General features: G+C 43.2%; 20 protein-coding genes and 1 tRNA gene. 9 read left to right on the plus strand and 12 right to left on the minus strand.

Going from position 1 to position 20,805, the window contains the following annotated elements:
• Positions 1–3: 3 nt before the first annotated feature.
• Together BM090_RS05780 and rfbC are read right to left on the minus strand one after the other, a co-directional pair.
• Positions 4–801, minus strand: a complete 798-nt coding sequence (locus BM090_RS05780) for a polysaccharide biosynthesis/export family protein (protein WP_091509021.1) — start codon at positions 799–801, stop codon at positions 4–6.
• A gap of 11 nt (positions 802–812) precedes the next feature.
• Complete coding sequence (rfbC, locus tag BM090_RS05785; RefSeq protein ID WP_091509024.1) at positions 813–1,334, minus strand: dTDP-4-dehydrorhamnose 3,5-epimerase; 522 nt, start codon at positions 1,332–1,334, stop codon at positions 813–815.
• Positions 1,335–1,478: 144 nt separating this feature from the next.
• Between rfbC and BM090_RS05790 the strand changes: the two genes are divergently transcribed.
• On the plus strand, positions 1,479–2,417 hold the full coding sequence (locus BM090_RS05790) for an NAD(P)-dependent oxidoreductase (RefSeq protein WP_091509027.1): 939 nt from the start codon (positions 1,479–1,481) through the stop codon (positions 2,415–2,417).
• A 50-nt stretch (positions 2,418–2,467) separates the two neighbouring features.
• On the opposite strand, the gene BM090_RS05795 is transcribed toward BM090_RS05790, so the two are convergent.
• Entirely contained in the window at positions 2,468–3,277 is an 810-nt protein-coding gene (locus BM090_RS05795) for a DUF3108 domain-containing protein (protein WP_177199844.1), read from the minus strand.
• A 520-nt stretch (positions 3,278–3,797) separates the two neighbouring features.
• Here BM090_RS05795 and BM090_RS05800 point away from each other — a divergent pair.
• Positions 3,798–4,196, plus strand: coding sequence for a hypothetical protein (locus BM090_RS05800; RefSeq protein WP_143083883.1), 399 nt, complete (start codon positions 3,798–3,800; stop codon positions 4,194–4,196).
• A gap of 81 nt (positions 4,197–4,277) precedes the next feature.
• Here BM090_RS05800 and BM090_RS05805 read toward each other — a convergent pair whose 3' ends face one another.
• The 4 genes from BM090_RS05805 to BM090_RS05820 form a co-directional block, all read right to left on the minus strand.
• Positions 4,278–4,733, minus strand: a complete 456-nt coding sequence (locus BM090_RS05805) for an LIC_13387 family protein (RefSeq protein ID WP_091509038.1) — start codon at positions 4,731–4,733, stop codon at positions 4,278–4,280.
• 80 nt (positions 4,734–4,813) lie between these two features.
• Entirely contained in the window at positions 4,814–5,638 is an 825-nt protein-coding gene (locus BM090_RS05810) for a DUF6597 domain-containing transcriptional factor (protein ID WP_091509041.1), read from the minus strand.
• A 129-nt stretch (positions 5,639–5,767) separates the two neighbouring features.
• Entirely contained in the window at positions 5,768–6,415 is a 648-nt protein-coding gene (rpe, locus tag BM090_RS05815; protein WP_091509044.1) for a ribulose-phosphate 3-epimerase, read from the minus strand.
• Positions 6,416–6,466: 51 nt separating this feature from the next.
• A complete protein-coding gene (locus BM090_RS05820; RefSeq protein WP_091509048.1) occupies positions 6,467–7,918 on the minus strand; it encodes a sodium:solute symporter in 1,452 nt (483 codons plus the stop codon).
• Between the two features lie 176 nt (positions 7,919–8,094).
• Between BM090_RS05820 and BM090_RS05825 the strand changes: the two genes are divergently transcribed.
• A tRNA-Cys gene (locus BM090_RS05825) sits at positions 8,095–8,165 on the plus strand.
• A 90-nt stretch (positions 8,166–8,255) separates the two neighbouring features.
• On the opposite strand, the gene ispG is transcribed toward BM090_RS05825, so the two are convergent.
• Positions 8,256–10,247 carry a (E)-4-hydroxy-3-methylbut-2-enyl-diphosphate synthase gene (gene ispG / locus BM090_RS05830; protein WP_091509053.1) on the minus strand — a complete coding sequence of 664 codons (1,992 nt, stop codon included), beginning with the start codon at positions 10,245–10,247 and terminating at the stop codon, positions 8,256–8,258.
• A gap of 525 nt (positions 10,248–10,772) precedes the next feature.
• On the minus strand, positions 10,773–11,537 hold the full coding sequence (locus BM090_RS05835) for a biotin--[acetyl-CoA-carboxylase] ligase (RefSeq protein WP_245756686.1): 765 nt from the start codon (positions 11,535–11,537) through the stop codon (positions 10,773–10,775).
• Between the two features lie 143 nt (positions 11,538–11,680).
• Between BM090_RS05835 and rsfS the strand changes: the two genes are divergently transcribed.
• The 5 genes from rsfS to BM090_RS05860 all read left to right on the plus strand — a co-directional run bounded on the left by rsfS (position 11,681) and on the right by BM090_RS05860 (position 16,208).
• Positions 11,681–12,049 (plus strand): ribosome silencing factor, encoded by a 369-nt coding sequence (rsfS, locus tag BM090_RS05840; protein ID WP_091509058.1) that lies wholly within the window; start codon positions 11,681–11,683, stop codon positions 12,047–12,049.
• Between the two features lie 65 nt (positions 12,050–12,114).
• The gene (gene ftsH, locus BM090_RS05845) at positions 12,115–14,214 is read left to right on the plus strand and encodes an ATP-dependent zinc metalloprotease FtsH (protein ID WP_091509062.1); all 2,100 of its coding nucleotides are present in this window, start codon (positions 12,115–12,117) and stop codon (positions 14,212–14,214) included.
• A gap of 143 nt (positions 14,215–14,357) precedes the next feature.
• Positions 14,358–14,969, plus strand: coding sequence for a Crp/Fnr family transcriptional regulator (locus BM090_RS05850; RefSeq protein ID WP_177199845.1), 612 nt, complete (start codon positions 14,358–14,360; stop codon positions 14,967–14,969).
• A gap of 111 nt (positions 14,970–15,080) precedes the next feature.
• Positions 15,081–15,725 carry an NADPH-dependent F420 reductase gene (locus BM090_RS05855; RefSeq protein WP_091509064.1) on the plus strand — a complete coding sequence of 215 codons (645 nt, stop codon included), beginning with the start codon at positions 15,081–15,083 and terminating at the stop codon, positions 15,723–15,725.
• 33 nt (positions 15,726–15,758) lie between these two features.
• On the plus strand, positions 15,759–16,208 hold the full coding sequence (locus BM090_RS05860; protein ID WP_091509067.1) for a YybH family protein: 450 nt from the start codon (positions 15,759–15,761) through the stop codon (positions 16,206–16,208).
• A gap of 46 nt (positions 16,209–16,254) precedes the next feature.
• Here BM090_RS05860 and mutY read toward each other — a convergent pair whose 3' ends face one another.
• The 3 genes from mutY to miaA form a co-directional block, all read right to left on the minus strand.
• On the minus strand, positions 16,255–17,319 hold the full coding sequence (gene mutY / locus BM090_RS05865) for an A/G-specific adenine glycosylase (RefSeq protein ID WP_091509071.1): 1,065 nt from the start codon (positions 17,317–17,319) through the stop codon (positions 16,255–16,257).
• Positions 17,320–17,410: 91 nt separating this feature from the next.
• Positions 17,411–18,412, minus strand: a complete 1,002-nt coding sequence (locus BM090_RS05870; RefSeq protein WP_091509074.1) for a potassium channel family protein — start codon at positions 18,410–18,412, stop codon at positions 17,411–17,413.
• A 39-nt stretch (positions 18,413–18,451) separates the two neighbouring features.
• A complete protein-coding gene (miaA, locus tag BM090_RS05875; RefSeq protein WP_091509077.1) occupies positions 18,452–19,369 on the minus strand; it encodes a tRNA (adenosine(37)-N6)-dimethylallyltransferase MiaA in 918 nt (305 codons plus the stop codon).
• A 130-nt stretch (positions 19,370–19,499) separates the two neighbouring features.
• Between miaA and BM090_RS05880 the strand changes: the two genes are divergently transcribed.
• The gene (locus BM090_RS05880; protein WP_091509506.1) at positions 19,500–20,741 is read left to right on the plus strand and encodes a glycoside hydrolase family 5 protein; all 1,242 of its coding nucleotides are present in this window, start codon (positions 19,500–19,502) and stop codon (positions 20,739–20,741) included.
• Positions 20,742–20,805 lie beyond the last annotated feature (64 nt).

Below are 20,805 nucleotides of genomic sequence, written 5' to 3' on the forward strand. Positions count from 1 at the left end.
AATTTAACGAAATAAAACAACGATCAACGACAACGTGGTTGTCAAAATAGTCAAATAAGGGCCAAAATCTTTTACCGCTTCCCTAACCACACTTCTGCCAGGCTCTATGTAAATAATATCATCAGGAAGTAGCCTTAAATCTGATTTTTTCATTCCTTCTATGGTCGATAAATCAATCAACATAACAGACGGATTTCGTAAATCACCCCGAATCAATCGTATATGACGAATATCAGATTGAGGACCCAAACCTTCTGGTAAAGCAGCAATAGCCTCAATAAGATTCATGCTTTCTTGCCCTAAAGGAATGATTTTACTTTGCGTGCCATTTAAAATAACAATGTGTCTGCTGCTGACCTGTGATGTAATGAAAGGTTCTTGATAATAGGCCGAATATTTAACTGCCAGAAGGCTATCAAATTGGGGATGTGTAATACTATCAACGAATATTTTCCCTATCATTGGTAATAATAAATATCCCCTGTTATCCACAACATAAGACAACTGTGTAGCGGATCCATCTTGTTTGGTGAATCCTTCTCCTTCACGGCTTGAGCCCAATAGTTTTGCCAAATCGTAGTTAGGGTCTATGACCACTTCACCTTTATTTGTAAACAAACGAAACGAAATCACATCTCCTTTTTTGAGACGATAGCCTTGTTTGACTTTTTCCAAGGCAGTCGTAAACTCACCCTCATTGAGTGAGGTCTCTGTCCTAAACATGAGGTCTCGCTTGTAATAACAACTTGACATCACCCCAACCAAAAGAGCAAACAATACAAGACTTTTTAATATTTTCATAGATTTGATTACTAGTTAAAACGGGGCAAAATTCTATCTTTTTCTGAAACAATAGGATTTTCTACTTCCCAGTCAATATCCAATGTTTCATCTGCCCAGTAAATGCCAGATTCCGATGCTTTATTGTATAAATTAGTACATTTATACACAAAAACAGTGTCTTCTAAGGCCGTAAAGCCATGCGCAAAGCCCGCAGGAACATAGAGCATATTTTGCTTTTGAGCATCTAAAATCACTTTCAAATGCTGGCCATAAGTAGCCGAATCTGGGCGAATGTCCACGATAACATCCAATACTTGACCACTAATTACACGCACTAACTTAGCCTGCGCATAAGGTGCATTCTGATAGTGCAAACCTCGCACTACATTCTTCAGTGAAAAAGATTGATTGTCTTGGACAAATGTATCCGCTATTCCATTTTCTTTAAAAACTTTTTCGTTGTACGACTCAAAGAAAAAGCCACGTTCATCTTCAAAAACACGTGGTATAATCTCTATTACTCCTTGCAGAGATAATGCCTTAAATTCCATATTATACGGTTAGTCTTGCCCCAAAATTAGAACGTTATACGGAATTTCCCATAAAAACACATAAAAAAACGCCTTTTTATTTGATAATGCCTTTTTTGTACCTTTAGCCCCACTATAACCCTTTTTAACCAACTTATACCTGCCATGCGATGCCTCATCATAGACGATATGCACCCTAGTATCTCCCAAATGCTACTAGACATTGAGATTACGCCCAACTATCGCCCCGACATCAAACGCGAAGAAATACTCGATATTATAGCTGATTATCAAGGTTTAATCGTGCGTAGCAAAACCCCTATCAACGCCGAAATTTTGGCCAAAGCCTCCCAACTTCAGTTCATTGGAAGGGCTGGTGCAGGCCTCGACAACATAGACTTAGAAGCCGTAAAAGCCGCCAATATTCGGTTATTTCATGCCGCCGAAGGCAACCGCGATGCTGTTGGGGAACACGCCGTCGGCCTGATGCTTTGCCTGCTCAACAAACTGCACACTTCCGACCGACAAGTACGCCAAAAACAATGGCTACGCGAATACAACAGAGGTTACGAACTGGGCAGCCTTACCGTCGGAATTATTGGCTACGGCAATATGGGACGCGCCACTGCCCGCAAACTCAGCGGTTTTGGTTGCCGCGTGTTGGCTTACGACAAATACCTGACCCAGTGGCCAGACACGCATGCCCAACAAGTAAGCCTCCAAACGCTCCAGCAAGAAACCGACCTGCTCAGCCTGCATATTCCGCTTACTGCCGAAACCAAAGGCATGGTAAACGAAAGTTTTATTAATGCTTTTCATAAAAATATTTGGCTCGTCAATACGGCACGCGGCGAAATAGTCCCGCTACAAGAGTTGGAAAAAACACTCGAAACGGGCAAAGTACGTGGCGCGGCCTTAGATGTGCTTGAAAATGAAAAACTGGCCAGCCTCTCCCCTTCCCAAATCGAAACCTTTGACCGACTCGCCCAGCGCGAAAACGTTGTATTTTCGCCACACGTGGCAGGCTGGACTTTTGAATCGTATCAGCGTATCAATGAGGTGTTGGTAAAACAATTAGCCTCGTTTGTGAAGGAAAATATTTAACCACAAAAAATGCCCTACTTACATTATATATGAGTAGGGCATTTTGGCTTTTAGTCTTCTTCGCCTGAGGCTTTGAGCGTGGTCGGGAATCTTAGATTTTTATAACCTTTCAAATCCACTTCCACCGCACCCACAAACATATCCGCTTGTATTTTGAGTGGAATTTTGTTGCCATCGTCCGAGAGCCAAACCCGAATCGAGTTTTCGCCATCAAATAATTTATTTTCGGGCATTACAGGCGAAATTACATGCGCATATACTTTCCCGAATTTGGTTTTCACACGCGCTTTTCCACGATACACGATTTTCATTTTATAAATTTTGTCCTCATGCATCCCAGACACCTTGATAGTATCGTTGATTTTGAGTTTGTCGTAGCTAATAAACCTTAGGTACGCATAGCCACTCACCATGTCCATTACGCGGCCAAGCCCCAGATTCACAACCTTCGTTTTTTCGTCGGCCTCCTCGATTCGGGCTATTTTTTGGTCGTAATCAAAAAAAGTTTCGTCGCGTTGGCGGTATTTTCCTTCCTCTATATTACGAAAAGCCTTTTGTGGCAAAAAAGCCGACGTGTCCATATACGAAGCCCACGTATCGCGTATGCGCAACACACGTTCAAATGCTCCCGTAGAACGTCCAAACACTTCCATTCGGTAGCAATACTTGTCGTTGATGTTATAATAATTGTCGGCAACTCGGATAGTGGCCTCACCTGCATTGATGAATCCATAGTGTACGCGAAAATTCAGTTCTTCCCCAAAACCCAAAGGAATGTTAGTGCGCTGCGCTAAAGCTGGCAAGGCCAAACACAGCAAAAAAAACGACATAACAATATTTTTACGAAATATACTTTTCATATTTTTTGCATTTGTTGATAAAAAATAGCCCACATAAGCCATATACCAAATATTGTACCAAAATTAACGCTCAGATGTATTCAATGTTTTTACCAAGATTTATGCGAAAATAGTATTTTTCGGTAACAAGCAGGCACTTCTAGTAGCGCAATAAAGACATAACATTACAAGTCCTACCCTTTTCCTTCTTTTAAGAAAAATCTATTTAGGTATAAAAATACCGCCTTACTTTAATCAAAGTATCAAAAAATTTGCCAGTTTTTCAACATATCGGCAAAATCCAACACCCATATGTGGACAATTTGTGTAAAACACTTATTTGCAAATACTTAGAAGTGCATCAACATTTATAATATGTAATATTTTGAAGTGATGTAGTAACTTAATTTTAATCATTTTTTAAGAACTTTGAATCAAGCAAAAGCAGTAAAAAATGCTGCTGATGTACTCTAAATAATTTATACACTCCTACTTACAACTTCATTATCAATCTTAATTCAACATCTAAACGCTGAATGTTATGAAAACCTTGTTAATTGCCTCCGTTACATTCCTTATGACCAGTGTGTCAGCATTTGCACAACGCTCTGCATCAGAGCTTCCTATTATGGCTGGAGAGGACGTTTATGCGCATCTTTCAAGCAACAATCCATTCAAATTCTGCTCGGACGTTTGGGTGCTTCGCGAAAATGCTGAAGGTCAAATGGATACCGTTCAGCATTTTACATCACACCTTGCAAAACCACTTTTCAGCATTGGAAAAGCCACCGATTACGATGTAACCGAAGGCGAAGTACACATTGTAGAAGTTTACAGACGTCGCAGCGATGGCCGCACCGTAGAGTACGATTCTAACGTACCGATGAGCTATCACCTCCGTGATTTGACAACAGCTCACGTGGCACACGCTCGCAAATAGCTTTAATTTAGCTAATCATCAAAAAAGGCCAACCCCCAAATTGAAGAGGAGTTGGCCTTTTTATTTTTAAAAAATGTAGCACTAAGAAGGTAATTGTCTTATTGCCAATACAATACAAACACAAGCCCCCACGCACGAAAATGCAGGAACTGGGAAAAAATACATAAAACTCGTCGCGGCAAAACCCGCCACACACAAACCCACCACCGCCAGCAGCAGTTTAGACATTTGAGGTGCCGCCTGCAAATGCTTGGCAATAACCAGCAACAATACCGCAAAAGCCAACAAAGTAAAAATTAGGTTCAGGCTCATGCCCGTATAATTTTCGTCGTAGCTGCGCATCTGCCCGAACATATCAAATTTGTGCGTCATCATTTGCAGCAATACGGCTTGCGCCTGCGGGTCAGCTACTTGATGGCGCGTAAAATGCCCGATGCTATGTCCCAACGCAAAAAACAGCAAACAGCCCGCCGCACCGCGCACCAACCATACAGCTTTTACACTGTTTACCAATGAGTTATCCGTTATTGTTTTCATGTTTTTTAGAAAATAATTGATGAAAAAGAATAGCTCAAAAGTAAAAGACGGCTTTCTGGAAAAATTGTAAAAACGGGCAATCAGGGCGCGGAACGATAAAAAATCTTGCCAAAATCATTAGGCAAATTGGCGTATTGCTTGGGCGCGTGGCCTGTAAACTTTTTAAATTCTTTGATAAAATGCGCTTGGTCGTAATAATGTTCGTACAGATTTTCGGCATAAAAATTAGTCATCTGGGCATTGGCCCAACTATAATAAAACCGCTGAAACCGCGAAATAGCCGACAGCGTTTTGGGCGAAATGCCAACGTATTCCCTAAAAAGCAAGTCAATGTAACGTTTGGAATAGCCCGTTTTTTCTACCAAATCCCCGATCGTAAGCAAACCCGCGCTGCCGTGAATGAGTTGCACGGAATAATCTATCAACGAATTATGGCGACTTTTTTCCAACAAACCCACCAAAAACAGTTGTAGCAGCTCCACTTTTTCGGTTACGTTGGGCGTATTGCGCAGTCGTTCGATTAGTTGCCGACCACGACCGCCATACACATCCGCGAAGCTGTATATCTGATTTACAATTTCAAAGGCCGCAAAATCAGTGAATCGGTGCAAGCCACTGGGACTCAATTCTATGCCAATAGTGCCCGTTACTTGCGCCGTAGAGGTCAGCGTAACGGGTTTGTCCCAAATTCCAATAAAAAAAATGTCTTGTTCGGGATAACTTGTCAGTACGCCGTTGTCGATAGTAGCCAGTGCGTTGGTGTACGGATAAATAAATTTTGCTTTGCCGTTGGGCGCAATAATGCGGCTGTCGGTCACGGGAACGCCAAAATCAGCTTCAAAAACCCAAAAAGTGTCTATAAAATCGCGCAATTCGGGACGCGGACAAATGTGTTTGAGTATCATGTTAGCAAAGACACAAAATGAATTTTATCAAAAATTATTCTTGAAATTACCGCTTTTCATTGAATAAAAAAATAGGGCTGCACGGCTTTTTATTCCATACAACCCTATTTATCAGCTGATTGACTTTTACTAAATATTTTTGAGAGCTTCGATAGCCGCCGCAGGATTGGCCGCCGCAAACACCGAACTTCCAGCCACGAGCACATCTGCACCCGCCTCTACCAACGCTTTGGCGTTGCCTTGCCCCACACCGCCATCTATTTCGATAAGCGTAGCGCAACCCGCCTCTTGTATCATGGCTTTGAGCGCACGCACTTTCGCGTAAGTATGCTCAATGAATTTTTGGCCACCAAAACCAGGGTTTACGGACATGAGGCAAACTACATCGGCCATCGGCAAAATATCCGACAACAACGACACGGGTGTATGCGGATTAAGTGCGATACCCGCTTTGCAACCTAAGTCTTTGATTTGCTGCAAAGTGCGGTGCAAATGCGGACACGCTTCGTAATGCACAGAAAGCACATTTGCGCCAGCATCGCGGAAAGCCTCCAAATAGCGTTCGGGTTGCTGAATCATCAGGTGCACGTCCAGCGGCTTGGTAGCGTGCTTGGCAATGGCCGCCGTAACGGGTAGCCCAAACGAAATATTAGGCACAAAAACGCCGTCCATAATGTCCACGTGAATCCAGTCGGCAGTACTGGCGTTGAGCATTTGGGTTTCGGCCTGAAGGTTGGCAAAATCTGCGGCTAATACCGACGGAGCAATAAGAGGCATATTTTTATTTTTTTATGAAAAAGAAAAGAAACAAATGCTTATCAAATAATCTTATTGGTTTTCATTTTTACGCAAAAACCACAAGCCCACAAACGTAATTAAACCATTGATAATGAGCAATTCAAAACCAAATTTATAGCCCGAAAACCACGCTTCCGAATGCGTGTTGAGCTGCCAACAAATCAACGGCGAAAGCACACACACCACAGGCACAGCCTTGTCTTTTACGGCTTGTTTGGTAAAAAGCCCAAACGCATACAACCCCAACAAAGGCCCATAAGTGTAGCCCGCAATTTTGAAAATGGCCGTAATCAAATTTTCATTGTTATACACATCAAAAAGCAAAACGATAACCAGCAGCAACACCGAAAACCCGATGTGTGTCCGCAGGCGCAAACGCTCTTTTTGCTGCTCGTCTGTTTTTTTATTAAAATCCAGCATATCAATACAAAACGACGTGGTTAAAGCCGTCAGGGCACTGTCAGTACTGGCATACGTGGCCGCAATAATGCCCAAAATAAACACGATGCCCGCTATCGGGCTAAAGTGCTGCAAAGCCAACATCGGGAAAAGTTGGTCGGTTTTGGCAGGAATCGCCACGCCTTTGGCCTGCGCGTACATGTACAAAGCCGCGCCCAAAATCATGAACAATACATTCACGAAAACCAGCGTCAGGCTAAACCAAAACATGTTTTTTTGGGCTTCGCCGATATTTTTGCAAGTCAGGTTTTTTTGCATCAAATCTTGGTCAAGGCCAGTCATTACAATCGTGATAAACATTCCCGAAAAGAATTGTTTTGGGAAAAAATCGCGGCTGTTCACATCATCAAAAAAGAAGATTTTGGAATAAGCACTTTCGTTTACACTATTCAGCAATTGCGGCAGCGACTGGCCAAGCGTGTCGGCAATCAAATAAATGCTGATTCCCACCGACAAGAGCATAAAAAGCGATTGGAGCGTGTCCGTCCAGATAATTGTTTTCATGCCGCCTTTGAAGGTGTAGAGCCAAATCAGGCTGATAGCCAACACCACCGTAAGCCAAAACGGCAAACCCAACGGCGCAAAAACGGCAAACTGCAATACATTGATTACCAAATAAAAACGTGCCGCCGAACCAATCGAACGCGACAGCAAAAAGAAAAACGCCCCCGTTTTGTACGACCAAAAACCAAAGCGTTGTTCCAAATAAGTATAAATCGAAATGAGATTGAGGCGATAATACAGCGGCATCAGCACGCCTCCCACCACCAAATAGCCCAGCAAATAACCAAACACCACTTGCAAATACGACCATTGCGTTACGCCCACTTGCCCAGGCACGGAAATAAACGTTACGCCCGAAAGTGACGTACCAATCATTCCGAAAGCCACCAAATACCATTTGGCTTCTTTGTTGGCACTAAAAAAAGAGGCATTGTCCGCACCTTTGGATGTGAAAATGGAGATAACAAACAATCCCAAAAAGTAGCAAATAATAATACTGAGGATAACAATAGGGTTCATCTCTTACAAAAAAATTAGTGGGCAAAGCTACTAATTAAGTTTTCGTTGCGCAAAGGGATTCGCAATACATTTGTCAATCAATACTTTACAAGAAAAATATAAAAAATTTAAAAGTTTTTGGGCTAAAAATTTGACAAGTATCACAAAAAAGGTAGTTTTGCAGTCCCAAAACAAAGGGTTTCATGGCCGAGTGGCTAGGCAGAGCTCTGCAAAAGCTCCTACAGCGGTTCGAATCCGCTTGAAACCTCTTCGCAAAACGCTATAACTCAAAAAGTTGTAGCGTTTTTTTATAAAAAAAATAGATACGCACTGTTGTGCGTATCTACTAAATATGTTGTTATTCCTCCAATGCCTCTGGCGAAATCCATTTGCCATCTTCACGGATAATCTCAATGAGTTCGTCCACAGCATTTTCGGCAGGAACAGCCTTTTTGACTACGTCTTGGCCTCTGTACAGCGCAATTTTGCCTTTGCCCACGCCCACATAACCGTAATCCGCATCAGCCATTTCGCCCGGCCCATTCACGATACAGCCCATAATTCCGATTTTGATACCTTTCAGGTGGTCGGTACGCTTGCGAATCATGGCCGTAGTTTCTTGCAAATCGAACAGCGTGCGGCCACACGACGGACAAGAAATATATTCCGCTTTAGACATACGTGTACGGGCGGCCTGCAAAATGCCAAAAGCGGTGTTATTGCAATTTTTTGCAATTTCTAAAGCCTCCGTTTTTTCGTTGGTTTCGGGGCGCATACGAATCATTGCACCATCGCCCAAACCATCTATCAACAAACCGCCTACGTCGGTGGCGGCGTAAAGTTGAAATTCATCGTCTGGCAAATGCGCAAATCCTCTTGCCGTAATTACGGGCACATCTATTCCGCGTTGCATTAGCTCCACGAAAAGGCGACGCAATTCGGGCATGGCGTGCGCGTTGGCGGTTTCGGCCACCGCTACCAGCGTTTTATCTTGCTGCAAAGCCGTTGCCAAATCCGCGTTTAATTCTGCTAAAGAAAATTTGATAAAATTCAGTTGCTCATGCTTTTGCGAAGCCTCAAAATATGTTTTTGGGTCAAAAAGGGGAAATTTATTGACCTTGTCGGCGGCATTGAGCCAAGTGCCATAATCCAAAATTTCTTTAGAACCATTGGCCAACATAAACGGCACTGGATTTTGACCCGAATACAAATAATCTGCGCCCAAATCATTGAGTTTCCATTTGTCGAGGGCAGGCAAATAAAAATGTCCTGCTACTTTCAAATCGTCCATCGTAAGGCCAGCGATTTGGCTAATGTCCGTAACAACGCGCGGCACATTTCCCCCCCCAATATTCAAAACCTCGCGCGTATGGCGGCGTATATGCTGAAACGGATTAATAGGGCTTTCGTCGATGCTCGGAATGGCGGCAGCTTGCGCGGCGCGTTGAGTGTAGCGGTCGGCCAAAGCACGCGCCACAGGGATTTCCAATTCAGGTTCTTCGGTCAGCGAAACGCGAATAGTGTCGCCTAGTCCGTCTTCCAGTAATGTACCGATACCAACCGCCGATTTGATACGACCGTCTTCGCCTTCACCCGCTTCGGTTACGCCCAAATGCAACGGATAAGGTTTTAGATTTTCTTCCGCCAACTTTTGCACCAAAAGTCTGTAAGCCTGCACCATTACTTGCGTGTTGCTGGCTTTCATGGAAATAACAATGTTATAGTAGTTTTCAGCTTCGCAAATTCTCAAAAACTCCAACGCACTTTCCACCATACCCAGTGGTGTATCGCCGTAGCGACTCAAAATTCTGTCCGAAAGTGAACCGTGATTTGTCCCGATGCGCATGGCCGTGCCATATTCTTTGCAAATATTGACCAGCGGCACAAAACGCTCTCTGATGCGTTCCAGTTCAGCGGCGTAAGTGGCATCAGTGTAATCTATGGTTTCAAAACGTTTTTTATCAGCGTAATTGCCAGGGTTAATACGAACTTTTTCCACCAATCGGGCAGCCAATTCGGCGGCGTTGGGCGTAAAGTGAATGTCGGCCACCAACGGCGTGTTATAACCCATGCGGCGCAACTCGGCTTTGATGTTGCCCAAATTTTCGGCTTCTTTCAGGCTCGGTGCAGTGATGCGGATATACTCGCAACCTGCCTCAATCATGCGGATACATTGCGCCACCGAACCCGCCGTGTCCATGGTGTCCACCGTGGTCATGGACTGCACGCGGATAGGGTGATGTGCACCCATCGGTACATCTCCGATTTTTACTTCTTGCGTAAGGCGGCGATGATAAGCCGTCAGGCTTTCACAATACTGCCACGCGGCAGCCAAATTTGTTTTATTCATAACAGGAAGAAAATGCTTGCTTTACGATTGGCTTTTTAGACTTAACCCAATAGCCGTTACAAAGTTTGCGTTTTTCGGGCAAAAGTAGAAACGATTGGGCAAAATGCTGGTAAGTTTTCAGTTGCAAGCCAAAATCGGTTATTACAGTTTGGTGTTTAAAGTTACTTCAATTGATTAAATATCAATAAACCTAGTATTTATTTTATTGTAAAATCAATACTAGCGAAGAAAGTACTAAGCAATAATATCCTTGTTATGAGTTAATTACGTCAAAAGCCCTTATTGGTTTCCAAAATCAATAGGAGCTTTTTAGTTGACATAAAAATGTGTGAATACTTAACCGTTCAGATATTAGGCCACCAACATTAGAAACGTTGCGCGTATAGCCTTCTGCTACAAAAATTTTAACCTTAGCTGATTGCACATAGTAAAAACTTGGTATCTTGGTAGTAAAAAATGTCGGTGTGGAAATGCCGTAAGTATGGTATCTTTGTTATAAGCTCAATAAGAATGTGATAAAATCGCCTACAAATACACAATCTCTTTAAAGGAAAAATAACGTAGTGTGTTGTTGGTCTGTACGGCCAGTTGCCCAGTATCATTGATGCCAATGATTTCGCCTTCAAATGGTTGGCCTGCGGCATCAGCGAAGTTGGCCAAATCGCCGCGGCGGTAGAGTTGTTGCAAATATTTGGCTTTGAGCGTGGTGTAGTTGCCTGCGCGAAGCTGCAAATAATATTTTTCGATGAGTTTGCACAAATGCCCAAACACTTCGGGTAGCGTGGTAGTTGTTCCTCGCAGCAGAGCCAACGAAGTGGCGCGAGGATTTCCGAAATTGATTTGATTGATATTAAGCCCAATGCCCACGATACTTTGACCGATTTGTGCGCCTTGCAAAATATTTTCGATCAAAATCCCACAAATTTTTTGTTCTTTTACATAAATATCGTTTGGCCATTTGATGCGCACGTCATTTATGGCATAAACATTGCCCAATAATTCGGCAATAGCCAGCGTAATTGCGACGTTTAATTGAAATTGAGCCGTAGCCGTAACAAATACGGGTTTGAGAATCAAGGAAAACGTCAGATTTTGGCCGCTTGCCGCTTCCCAAGTGTTACCACGCTGCCCGCGCCCAGCCGTTTGAGTGTCAGTAATCAGGCAAGTTCCTTCGGGTGTGTGTGGGTTTTGTTGCAGTAATGCAGCCGCTTCGTCATTAGTGGACTGACAAGTTGGCATATAAATTATTTTCTGCCCCACAAAAAGTGTATGAATAGATGTGTTATACAAGATAGTCTTATTTTGGCTAATATTTCTGAAAAAAATACGATACAGGCACAAAATTAGCGCGTAAGTAGTAAGTTTGCAATTCGCGCCAAAACTGGCCGATATATTTAAGATTTAGCAATTATTTTTTGAACAAAGATAGTACAGTGAAGAAAAATCAAATTACATCCACCCAACTCAGCGAATTAGTAGTAAAGGGTATGCTTGAAAAAAAAGCACAGGAAATTGCCGTGCTTGATTTGCGTCATGTGAAAAATGCCATTGCCGATTATTTTGTTATTTGCTCTGGTGGCTCAGACACACAAGTAGATGCCATTGCCGATTCTGTAGAAGACGAGGTGTACAAGGCTGCGAAACAAGACGTATGGCACAAAGAAGGTAAAGAAAACAAAGAATGGATTTTGTTGGATTATTCCGATGTAGTGGCACACGTTTTCAAAAAAGACCGCCGCAAGTTTTATGCCCTTGAAGAACTTTGGGGTGATGCCAAAATCACTTACTTAGCTTCCGAATAAGGCGTTTAGGAACATTTTTTCCTAAAGTATGTTTATATTCTCAAGAATGTTACTAAGAAAAAACAATGACCGAAAACGAAAATAAAAGCACTCCCAACGGAGATGCAAAACGCAAAAAAATAATCCCACCCACTCCTCCAAACAACAACCGTAACGGAGCTGGATTCCAGATTTGGATTATCGCAGGGATTTTGGTGTTGTTGTTGGCCATGATGTTTTTTAACAGAAGCAGCAACGTAGAAGAAATTACCAAAAGCCGCTTCGAGAAAATGGTGCTTCGCCACGACGTGAAAAACGTAGTGATTTACAGCGATGAAAAAATCGTAGAAGTAACCCTCAAAGAGGAAGCTCTTCAAAATGATGAGTACAAAAAACTCGGCAAAGAATCGACTTTCCCAAGTTTAGGAGCACCTCATTATCGTTTCCGCGTCATAGATTCGGAGGCTTTCGAGCAATGGCTTGAACAATTGCAACGCAAACTTCCAGCCAGCGAACGTGTAGAATACACGGTAGAAGGTCCAAGCAACATGAATAATTTCTTGTTTAGCTATGGTTCTATTTTGTTGCTTATCGTTGGTTTTTGGTTCTTGATGCGCCGTATGTCTGTTGGTGGGCCAGGTGGTCAAATCTTCAACATTGGCAAATCTCGCGCGGCACTTTTTGATGCTGAAAATCGTGTGAAAATTACGTTTTCGGACGTGGCAGGCCTCGACGAAGCCAAAGAAGAAATTAAAGAAGTCGTGGACTTTCTCAAAAGCCCAGACAAATTCACCAATTTGGGAGGTAAAATTCCGAAAGGCGTTTTGCTTGTAGGCCCTCCCGGTACTGGTAAAACCTTGTTGGCCAAAGCCGTAGCAGGCGAAGCGGGTGTTCCGTTCTTTACGCTTTCGGGTTCTGATTTTGTGGAAATGTTTGTGGGTGTGGGTGCTGCGCGTGTCCGCGACCTTTTCAAACAAGCCAAAGAAAAAGCTCCTTGTATTGTGTTTATTGACGAAATAGACGCTGTTGGCCGCTCACGTGGCAAAGGTGCTATGCCAGGTGCAAACGACGAACGCGAAAATACGCTTAACTCTTTGCTCGTGGAAATGGATGGTTTCGCGACGGATTCGGGGGTTATCATCATGGCAGCCACCAACCGCCCAGACGTACTTGACCCCGCTTTGTTGCGCCCAGGTCGTTTTGACCGCCAAATCAGCGTGGACAAACCAGATATTGTGGGTCGTGAGGCTATTTTCAGAGTTCACTTAAAGCCACTTAAATTGGCTGGCGACGTGGACGCGAAGAAAATCGCGGCGCAAACACCGGGTTTTGCAGGTGCTGAAATTGCCAACGTTTGTAACGAAGCTGCTTTGATTGCCGCGCGTCGCAACAAACACGCGATTGATATGCAAGATTTCCAAGATGCCATAGACCGTGTGATTGGTGGTTTGGAAAAGAAAAATAAAATCATTTCGCCAGAAGAAAAGAAAATCGTGGCTTATCACGAAGCTGGACACGCCGTAGTGGGTTGGTTCTTGGAACACGCAGACCCATTGGTAAAAGTAAGTATCGTGCCACGTGGTGTAGCGGCTTTGGGTTATGCGCAATATTTACCTAAAGAACAATTCTTGTACACCATCGAACAACTCACGGACGAAATGTGTATGACTTTGGGTGGCCGTGCCGCCGAAGAAATCGTATTCGGACGTATTTCTACGGGTGCGTTGAGCGACTTGGAACGTATTACGAAAGTGGCTTACGGCATGGTAACAGTGTATGGCATGAACGACAAAATCGGTAACGTTTCGTTTTACGATTCTAAACAATCGGATTACTCGTTCAACAAACCGTATTCGGAAGCTACCGCCCAAACCATCGACGAGGAAGTAAGAGCCATTATCCAAAAGGCTTATGAGCGTACCAAAGGCTTGTTGCTCGAAAAACGTAGCGAGTTGGAGGTTATCGCACAAGAACTTTTGAAAAAGGAAATTATTTTCCAAACAGACCTTGAGCGACTTATCGGCAAACGCCCATTTGCGCACCAAACCACGTATCAGGCTTATACGAACGGAACAGCAGCAACGCCAAGTCCGAGCATTTCGTTAGAGAAAGAACCTCAGCCTGCTGCACCTGCTACCGATAGCAACGCTTCGCAACCAAATCAGAGTTCGACTCCTGCCTCATAAGCATTGGTTGAATTGAAATAATAGGCATCGCGCCCCTGTAACCTAAGTAGTTGCAGGGGCGCGATGTTTTTTTAGAGGAGCTGAAAAATTAAAATTTATAAACAAATTCAATTATTTAACTTCGCTAACAAAACAAAAAACACATGAACAAAGACGAACTGTTGCAAATGAATGTTGGGATGTTGATTGACTATTTCAATAAGCTGATTCCTTTGAATGAGTCTGAACGTCAGTTGGTAATGGATTTGTTTAAAATACGTTTGTACCGCAGGCGGCAATACGTTTTGCAGGAGGGAGACGTATGTTCGCAATTTAGTTTCGTGTTGCGCGGCTGTTTGAGGATGTATAAAGTGGACGATAAAGGTGCAATACATATCATTCAGTTTGCTTCAGAAAATTGGTGGATGATAGACATTGGTAGTTTTCATGGCCGCAAGCCTTCCGAATTGAATATTGATGCGTTAGAGGATACGGTTGTTTTGCAGATTAGTTACGACAATTTGATTATGCTGTATATGAGTAGCCCAAAATTTGACCGAATATTTCGGGTATTGATAGAAAATAGCTTTGTGGCTTTGCAAAAAAGATTGTTACAAAATATTAGTTCCACTGCCGAAGAACGCTATTTGTCTTTTACCGAAACGCATCCGCATTTGATGAATCGGTTGCCGCAAACGCAAATTGCGTCGTTCTTGGGGATTACACCAGAGTTTTTGAGTCGCTTGCGCAACAAGCAAACGAAGTCAAAATCTTAAACTATGTCAATACTATTTCTTGATGCTGTTCATTGGTGCGGCGGCCTGTTTGGGTGCAACTTTGCATCATCAAATCATTGATAAACAACACGAACTAATCAAGTTAAAGTGATGACAACAAAATCAAAAGTAGCCGTTATTGGCTTAGGAAATATTGGTCAGGCTGTGGCCGCCAATCTCGCTAAATCTAATCGTGCATTTATTGCCGCAGATAGAAATGTAGAAAAAGCGCAAACGCTATCGGCGAAATGGGGCACAGCCGCAACGCCTCAACCCATTACCGCTGCTGTGAAAGAAGCCGCTATCGTGGTGTTAGCCATTCCCTTTGGTGTTATTGCGGAGTTTTTGCAAGAATATGCAGCGGATTTGGCAGGCAAAATTATTATTGACCCTTCCAATCCCATTGCTCCAGACGAAAACGGCGGTTTTAAGAAAATCATTGATGCCAACTTGTCCGCAGGCCAAGTAAACGCGGCGGCTCTCCCTGCTAACGCTAAGTTAGCCAAAGCATTAGGGACATTAGGCGCGGCCTCTCTGACGGCTGCGGCATACCAAACGCCCGAAAAAGCAGTGCTGTTTTATGCCACCGACGACACGTCTATTAATACCGAAGTGGAGCAATTAATCCTTGACAATGGCTTTGCGCCTGTTCGCGTGGGTGGACTTGACCAGTCAGCGCGTATAGAAGTGTTTGGCGATTTACATGAGTTTGGCGCATTGGGCAAAACCGTAACGGTACAAGAAGTTATCCTTTAATTTTTCTCATCTTTTTAATCTATTTATTGTTTTATGAAAAAGCTATTTGCGTTATTAGTTGTATTGTTTAGCGTTTCTTTCAGTAACCAAATTTATGCTCAATCCTCAGAAAAAGAGGCAGTTACGAAAGTTGTAAAGGCTTATTTTGAAGCACTGAATGCTTCTGATGCCAGTAAAATAGTAGCGTTGTTTACTGCTGATGGCCAATTGTTTGCACCGAGTGCGCCCACTGCCGTAGGAACAGAGCAGTTGCAAGGAACTTACAAGTATGTTTTTGATAATTTAACCCTTTCGTTGGTGGCTTCTGTAGCCAATGTTACGGTAGATGGCAATTATGCGTTTGTTACTTCTACTTCTAAGGGGTCGCTTTTGGTGAAGGCCAATAACCAAAAATCAGAACAGAATTATAGAGAGCTTTTTGTACTTCAAAAAGTAAAAGGTAGCTGGAAAATAGTCAGATATATGTACAATCAACCAGCATAAATATCAAAGGCGAGAAGGTTAGAAACCTTCTCGCCTTTTGTTCGTGCTATGGCTGTATTTTCTCCAAATAATTGGCAATCAAAATCGGTTTGGGCAAATCGGCTACTTGCGCGGGCGTATAAAAGGCAAAGTCGTCTTGCGGCAAAATCGTATCGCCCGAAACGCGCACACGTACAAACCGCACTTGCAAAATCTGGTGCGTAAGTGCGTGTTTAAAGTCTTGTACATCAATTATTTGTACACTATCCGTATTTTCTAAATAAGGTTTTACGGTTGGGTTTTGCAAAATATCTTCTACCTCCCAAAACTCGTTTTCTGATTCTACACACAAAAACTCGTACAAGCCTTGCCAAATGCCTTTGCCGCGTCGTTCGCGTAGCAGCAACTCGCCATTTTGCTCCAATACCACGTAATGCAAAAAGCGGTTTTTGACTTTTGTCTTTTTAATTTTAATGGGCAAAACGCTTTGCTGACCAGTCGCGAAGGCGATACAAGTGTCGTTGAGCGGACAAAAAATACATTGTGGCGCGGCGGGTGTACATTGCAACGCCCCAAATTCCATGATGGCCTGATTGTAAAGGTCGGTTTGCGTGTCGGGCAAACATTGCGCTGCCAATGCCCCAAATTCTTTGCCAGCTTTTGGAGAGGCAATGTCGGTATCTATTCCCCAATAACGCGCCAACACTCTGTACACGTTTCCGTCCAATACCGCTACTTTTTCTCCGAAAGCAAACGAGGCGATAGCCGCCGCCGTGTAGCTCCCAACGCCTTTTAAACCAATGAGTTGCTTGTAATTGTTGGGGAAATTTCCGCCTAATTCGTAGGCAATGTATTGGGCGGTGGCGTGCATATTGCGAGCACGCGAATAGTAGCCGAGTCCTTGCCAAAGTCGCAAAATATCACGTTCGGCAGCGGCGGCCATGTCCGTAACGGTCGGATAGGCTTCCACGAACCGCAAAAAATAAGGCAGCCCTTGTACTACGCGGGTTTGTTGGAGCATTACCTCCGAAAGCCAAATGTAATACGGGTTTTGGGTGTTGCGCCAAGGCAAATCACGGGCATTTTTCTTGTACCACGCCAAAAGCGCAGCCGCAAAAATTGTTTCTTTCATGCAACCAGTTTATTCCTAAAAAATAAAAGCAGACCAACTAGTTAAGGTCGGGTGCTAATTGTTATCTCGTATGTTAAAAACCTAAAACTACTTACGCGCAATAAATGTTTTTCATTCGCTCGATGCTTGTTTCACTGCCAAACACAATCAGAATTTCGGACGGTTTGAGTATGGTTTGCGGGTCAGGGTTCACGGTAAATTGTTTGTAAGCGTTTCTCAAGCCAATAATAACTACGTCCGTATTTTGGGCAAGTTTCCATTCGGCAATGGATTTTTCTCTAAAATCTAGCGCAATGTTATGGAATGAAATTTCATCTAATTTGAAGCGATTACTTTCCGTGCCATTGAGCAAACTCAAAAACTCGATTACTTCAGGGCGTGTTACCAAATTGGCCATATGCCAACCGCCCAGCGCGTCGGGCATTACTACGTTGGTTACGCCCGCACGGTTGAGTTTGGCCACAGAACTTTCCTGCGAAGCCCGTGAAATCACTCGAATAGACGAGTTAAACTCTCTGGCTGTCAGGGTAATAAAAACATTATTGGCATCGTCGGGGAGTGTAGTAATAATCACGGAAGCACGCGTAATGCCTGCTTTTTTGAGTATTTCGTCGTCGGTGGCATCACCTTCCACATACAGCAAGCCCAGCAAATTGGTTTTGCGAATATTGGCAACAATTACCTCTGGTTTTTCAATTACCACAAAAGATTTTTTAGCTAAAAAAAGTTCTTCGGCTACTTTTTGGCCATTGCGCCCAAAGCCGCACACAATCGTATGCCCATCAAGCAAATCAATTTCACGCTGGAGGTGTTCCGTTCCAAACATAGATTCTATTTTTTTCTCAATAAACTGCACCGTAAAATAACCGAGCATCAAGAGGTTGAAACTCACATAAAAAACCACAAAAAGCCGCCCTGCCGCCGAAAAAGTCTTTACTTCGCCATAGCCCACAGTGGAAAGCGTAGTAACGGACATGTACAGCGCGTCCACAAAACTAAGGTCTTCGATGAGCATAAACCCCGTCACGCCTACAAAAAGGCTGACAAGCACAATCATGATTTTCCAATATGCTCCGTAACGCTCCGAGTCCATAAATTGCCGTTTTTCTTCACCAAATCTACGAAATTTGGCTTAGTCTTTTTTGTTTAATTCTTGCTCCAGCCATTGCAAGTGTTGCTGTTGCTCCAAAGCCTGCGCCGAAAACCAACGTACTTGCTCGTCGCGCCCAAACCACGTGAGTTGCTTTTTGGCATAACGGCGTGTGTTTTGTTGTATGCGTTCGATGGCTTGCTCGCGGCTATAAAGTCCGTCCCAATGCTCAAACCATTCCGAATAACCCACCGTTTGCAGGCAATTCAGTTCCCTGAACGGCAAAAGGGCGCGGGCTTCGGCCTCCAAACCGTCAGCAACCATTTGCAACACGCGGCGGTTGATGCGGTCGTAGAGTTGCTCCCGCGGCAAGTCGATGGCCAACTTTAGCACCCGAAAAGGGCGTTCGGCTTGGGCTTTTTTTCGGAAAGAAGAATAAGGCTGCCCTGTGGCCATGCACATTTCCAACGCACGGATTACGCGCTGATGGTTGGCTTTATCGACTTGCTCGAAATACACGGGGTCAAGGGTTTGGAGTTGCACCAAAAGTGGCTCAAGTCCTTGTTTCTGAAATTGTTCGGTGAGTTGTTCGCGCAGCGAAAGCGGCACGTTGGGCATATCGTCCATGCCTTCGCACAAGGCTTTGACGTACAGGCCAGAACCTCCGACCAACACGGCAACATCTTGCGTCCGAAAGATTTTGTCCAAACAAACTAAGGCTTCGCGTTCAAAATCCCCGACGCTGTACAGTGGCGCATGAATGCTGCGCGAGGCCACGAAATGATGCGGCACTGTGCCCATTTCCTGTGGCGTGGGGCGTGCCGTCCCGATGCACATTTCTTCATAAAACTGCCGTCCGTCTGCCGAAAGCACTTCCGCCCCAAAATGCTTGGCCAATTCGATGCTCAGGGCGGTTTTGCCCGAAGCCGTCGCGCCAACTACTGCGATTAAAGTTTTCATTCAATTTGTTTAAGGCTGCAATTTTAACTTTTTAATACGCCTTAGCAAAATATTGATATGGATATTGTATTTGTTTTTTTATCAAAAAAAGTGCTTTCTTGTGCTAAATTTTATCAAAATCAAATGCACCATGAAACAGTATTTTTTTGCTTTAACAGTCGCCCTTAGTCTGTTGAGTAGCTCCGTTTGGGCTGGAATTAATGCCCCAAAATCAGCGAAAATTTTTAGAACGCAAGGCCAACAACTCATTACGCCCAACGGCCAACCGATTATCCTAAAAGGGACGAATTTGGGCAATTGGCTTGTACCCGAAGGCTATATGTTCAAAACGGGAAAAGTGAGTTCGCCAGCCAAAATTGATGAATTATTTTTACAATTGATTGGGCCAGACAGCACCGAAAGATTTTGGCAACAATTTTTGGAAAATTATATCACGTATGAAGATATAAAATACCTCAAAAAAAGCGGTGCAAATCACGTAAGAGTGCCATTTCATTACAAATTATTTACCAATGATTTGTATATGGGAACACGCAATGCAGGATTCAAATATTTGGATAAAGTAATAGAATGGTGCAAGCGTGAAAATATGTATGTGTTGTTGGATATGCACTGCGCACCAGGTGGCCAAACAGGTGATAACATTGACGATAGCAACGGTTATCCGTATTTGTATTTTAGCGAATCGTCTCAGCAACTCATGAGCGATATTTGGGTTAAAATCGCTAAAAAGTATAAAAACGAATCTATTGTAATCGGTTATGATATTGTAAATGAACCATTTGCACATTATTTCTTAAAAGACATCAAAGACTATAACCACCGTTTGTTTTTGTTGTACAAACGAATGATTGCCGATATTCGGAAAGTGGACAAATCGCATGCTATTTTCTTGAATGGTTCGGTTTGGGCGGGCGATTTCGGTGTTTTTGAAAGTATTTTGGACGATAATGTCGTATATGAATTTCATAAATATTGGTTTGAAGTCAATCAGGAATCCGTACAGCAATATTTGGATTTTAGCAAAAAACACAATGTGCCTATTTATATTGGCGAGACAGGCGAAAACAGCGACGAATGGGTCAAAAAATTTAGAATTTTATTGGACGAAAATAAAATAAATTGGTGCTATTGGCCGTACAAAAAAATGAATAATACAGCAGGAATTATGAATTTTGAAGAGCCCGAAGATTTTAATCTTATTTCCAAATTTGCGGAAAGCGACCGCAGTTCTTTTGAAAAAATAAGAGAAAATATGCCAGACCGTAACAAAGTGCAAAAAGCACTTCATTTGTTCCTGAAAAATTCTTTATACCAACATAATTTTCAGAACAAAGGTTATATAGACGGCTTGGGTTTTAAAGTGCAATAAATCCAGAGAAATAAATACAAAAAAGCGAGATATATTTAGCTTGTTAGTTAAATGTGTCTCGCTT

The sequence above is a fragment of the Flexibacter flexilis DSM 6793 genome (assembly GCF_900112255.1).
GTDB classification, from domain to species: Bacteria; Bacteroidota; Bacteroidia; order Cytophagales; family Flexibacteraceae; genus Flexibacter; species Flexibacter flexilis.

Coding starts and splice junctions, on each gene's coding strand:
- BM090_RS05780 (WP_091509021.1), bottom strand. CDS start 801: ATGAAAATATTAAAAAGTCTTGTATTGTTTGCTCTTTTGGTTGGGGTG.
- rfbC (WP_091509024.1), bottom strand. CDS start 1,334: ATGGAATTTAAGGCATTATCTCTGCAAGGAGTAATAGAGATTATACCA.
- BM090_RS05790 (WP_091509027.1), top strand. CDS start 1,479: ATGCGATGCCTCATCATAGACGATATGCACCCTAGTATCTCCCAAATG.
- BM090_RS05795 (WP_177199844.1), bottom strand. CDS start 3,277: ATGAAAAGTATATTTCGTAAAAATATTGTTATGTCGTTTTTTTTGCTG.
- BM090_RS05800 (WP_143083883.1), top strand. CDS start 3,798: ATGAAAACCTTGTTAATTGCCTCCGTTACATTCCTTATGACCAGTGTG.
- BM090_RS05805 (WP_091509038.1), bottom strand. CDS start 4,733: ATGAAAACAATAACGGATAACTCATTGGTAAACAGTGTAAAAGCTGTA.
- BM090_RS05810 (WP_091509041.1), bottom strand. CDS start 5,638: ATGATACTCAAACACATTTGTCCGCGTCCCGAATTGCGCGATTTTATA.
- rpe (WP_091509044.1), bottom strand. CDS start 6,415: ATGCCTCTTATTGCTCCGTCGGTATTAGCCGCAGATTTTGCCAACCTT.
- BM090_RS05820 (WP_091509048.1), bottom strand. CDS start 7,918: ATGAACCCTATTGTTATCCTCAGTATTATTATTTGCTACTTTTTGGGA.
- ispG (WP_091509053.1), bottom strand. CDS start 10,247: ATGAATAAAACAAATTTGGCTGCCGCGTGGCAGTATTGTGAAAGCCTG.
- ftsH (WP_091509062.1), top strand. CDS start 12,115: ATGACCGAAAACGAAAATAAAAGCACTCCCAACGGAGATGCAAAACGC.
- BM090_RS05850 (WP_177199845.1), top strand. CDS start 14,358: ATGAACAAAGACGAACTGTTGCAAATGAATGTTGGGATGTTGATTGAC.
- BM090_RS05855 (WP_091509064.1), top strand. CDS start 15,081: ATGACAACAAAATCAAAAGTAGCCGTTATTGGCTTAGGAAATATTGGT.
- BM090_RS05860 (WP_091509067.1), top strand. CDS start 15,759: ATGAAAAAGCTATTTGCGTTATTAGTTGTATTGTTTAGCGTTTCTTTC.
- mutY (WP_091509071.1), bottom strand. CDS start 17,319: ATGAAAGAAACAATTTTTGCGGCTGCGCTTTTGGCGTGGTACAAGAAA.
- BM090_RS05870 (WP_091509074.1), bottom strand. CDS start 18,412: ATGGACTCGGAGCGTTACGGAGCATATTGGAAAATCATGATTGTGCTT.
- miaA (WP_091509077.1), bottom strand. CDS start 19,369: ATGAAAACTTTAATCGCAGTAGTTGGCGCGACGGCTTCGGGCAAAACC.
- BM090_RS05880 (WP_091509506.1), top strand. CDS start 19,500: ATGAAACAGTATTTTTTTGCTTTAACAGTCGCCCTTAGTCTGTTGAGT.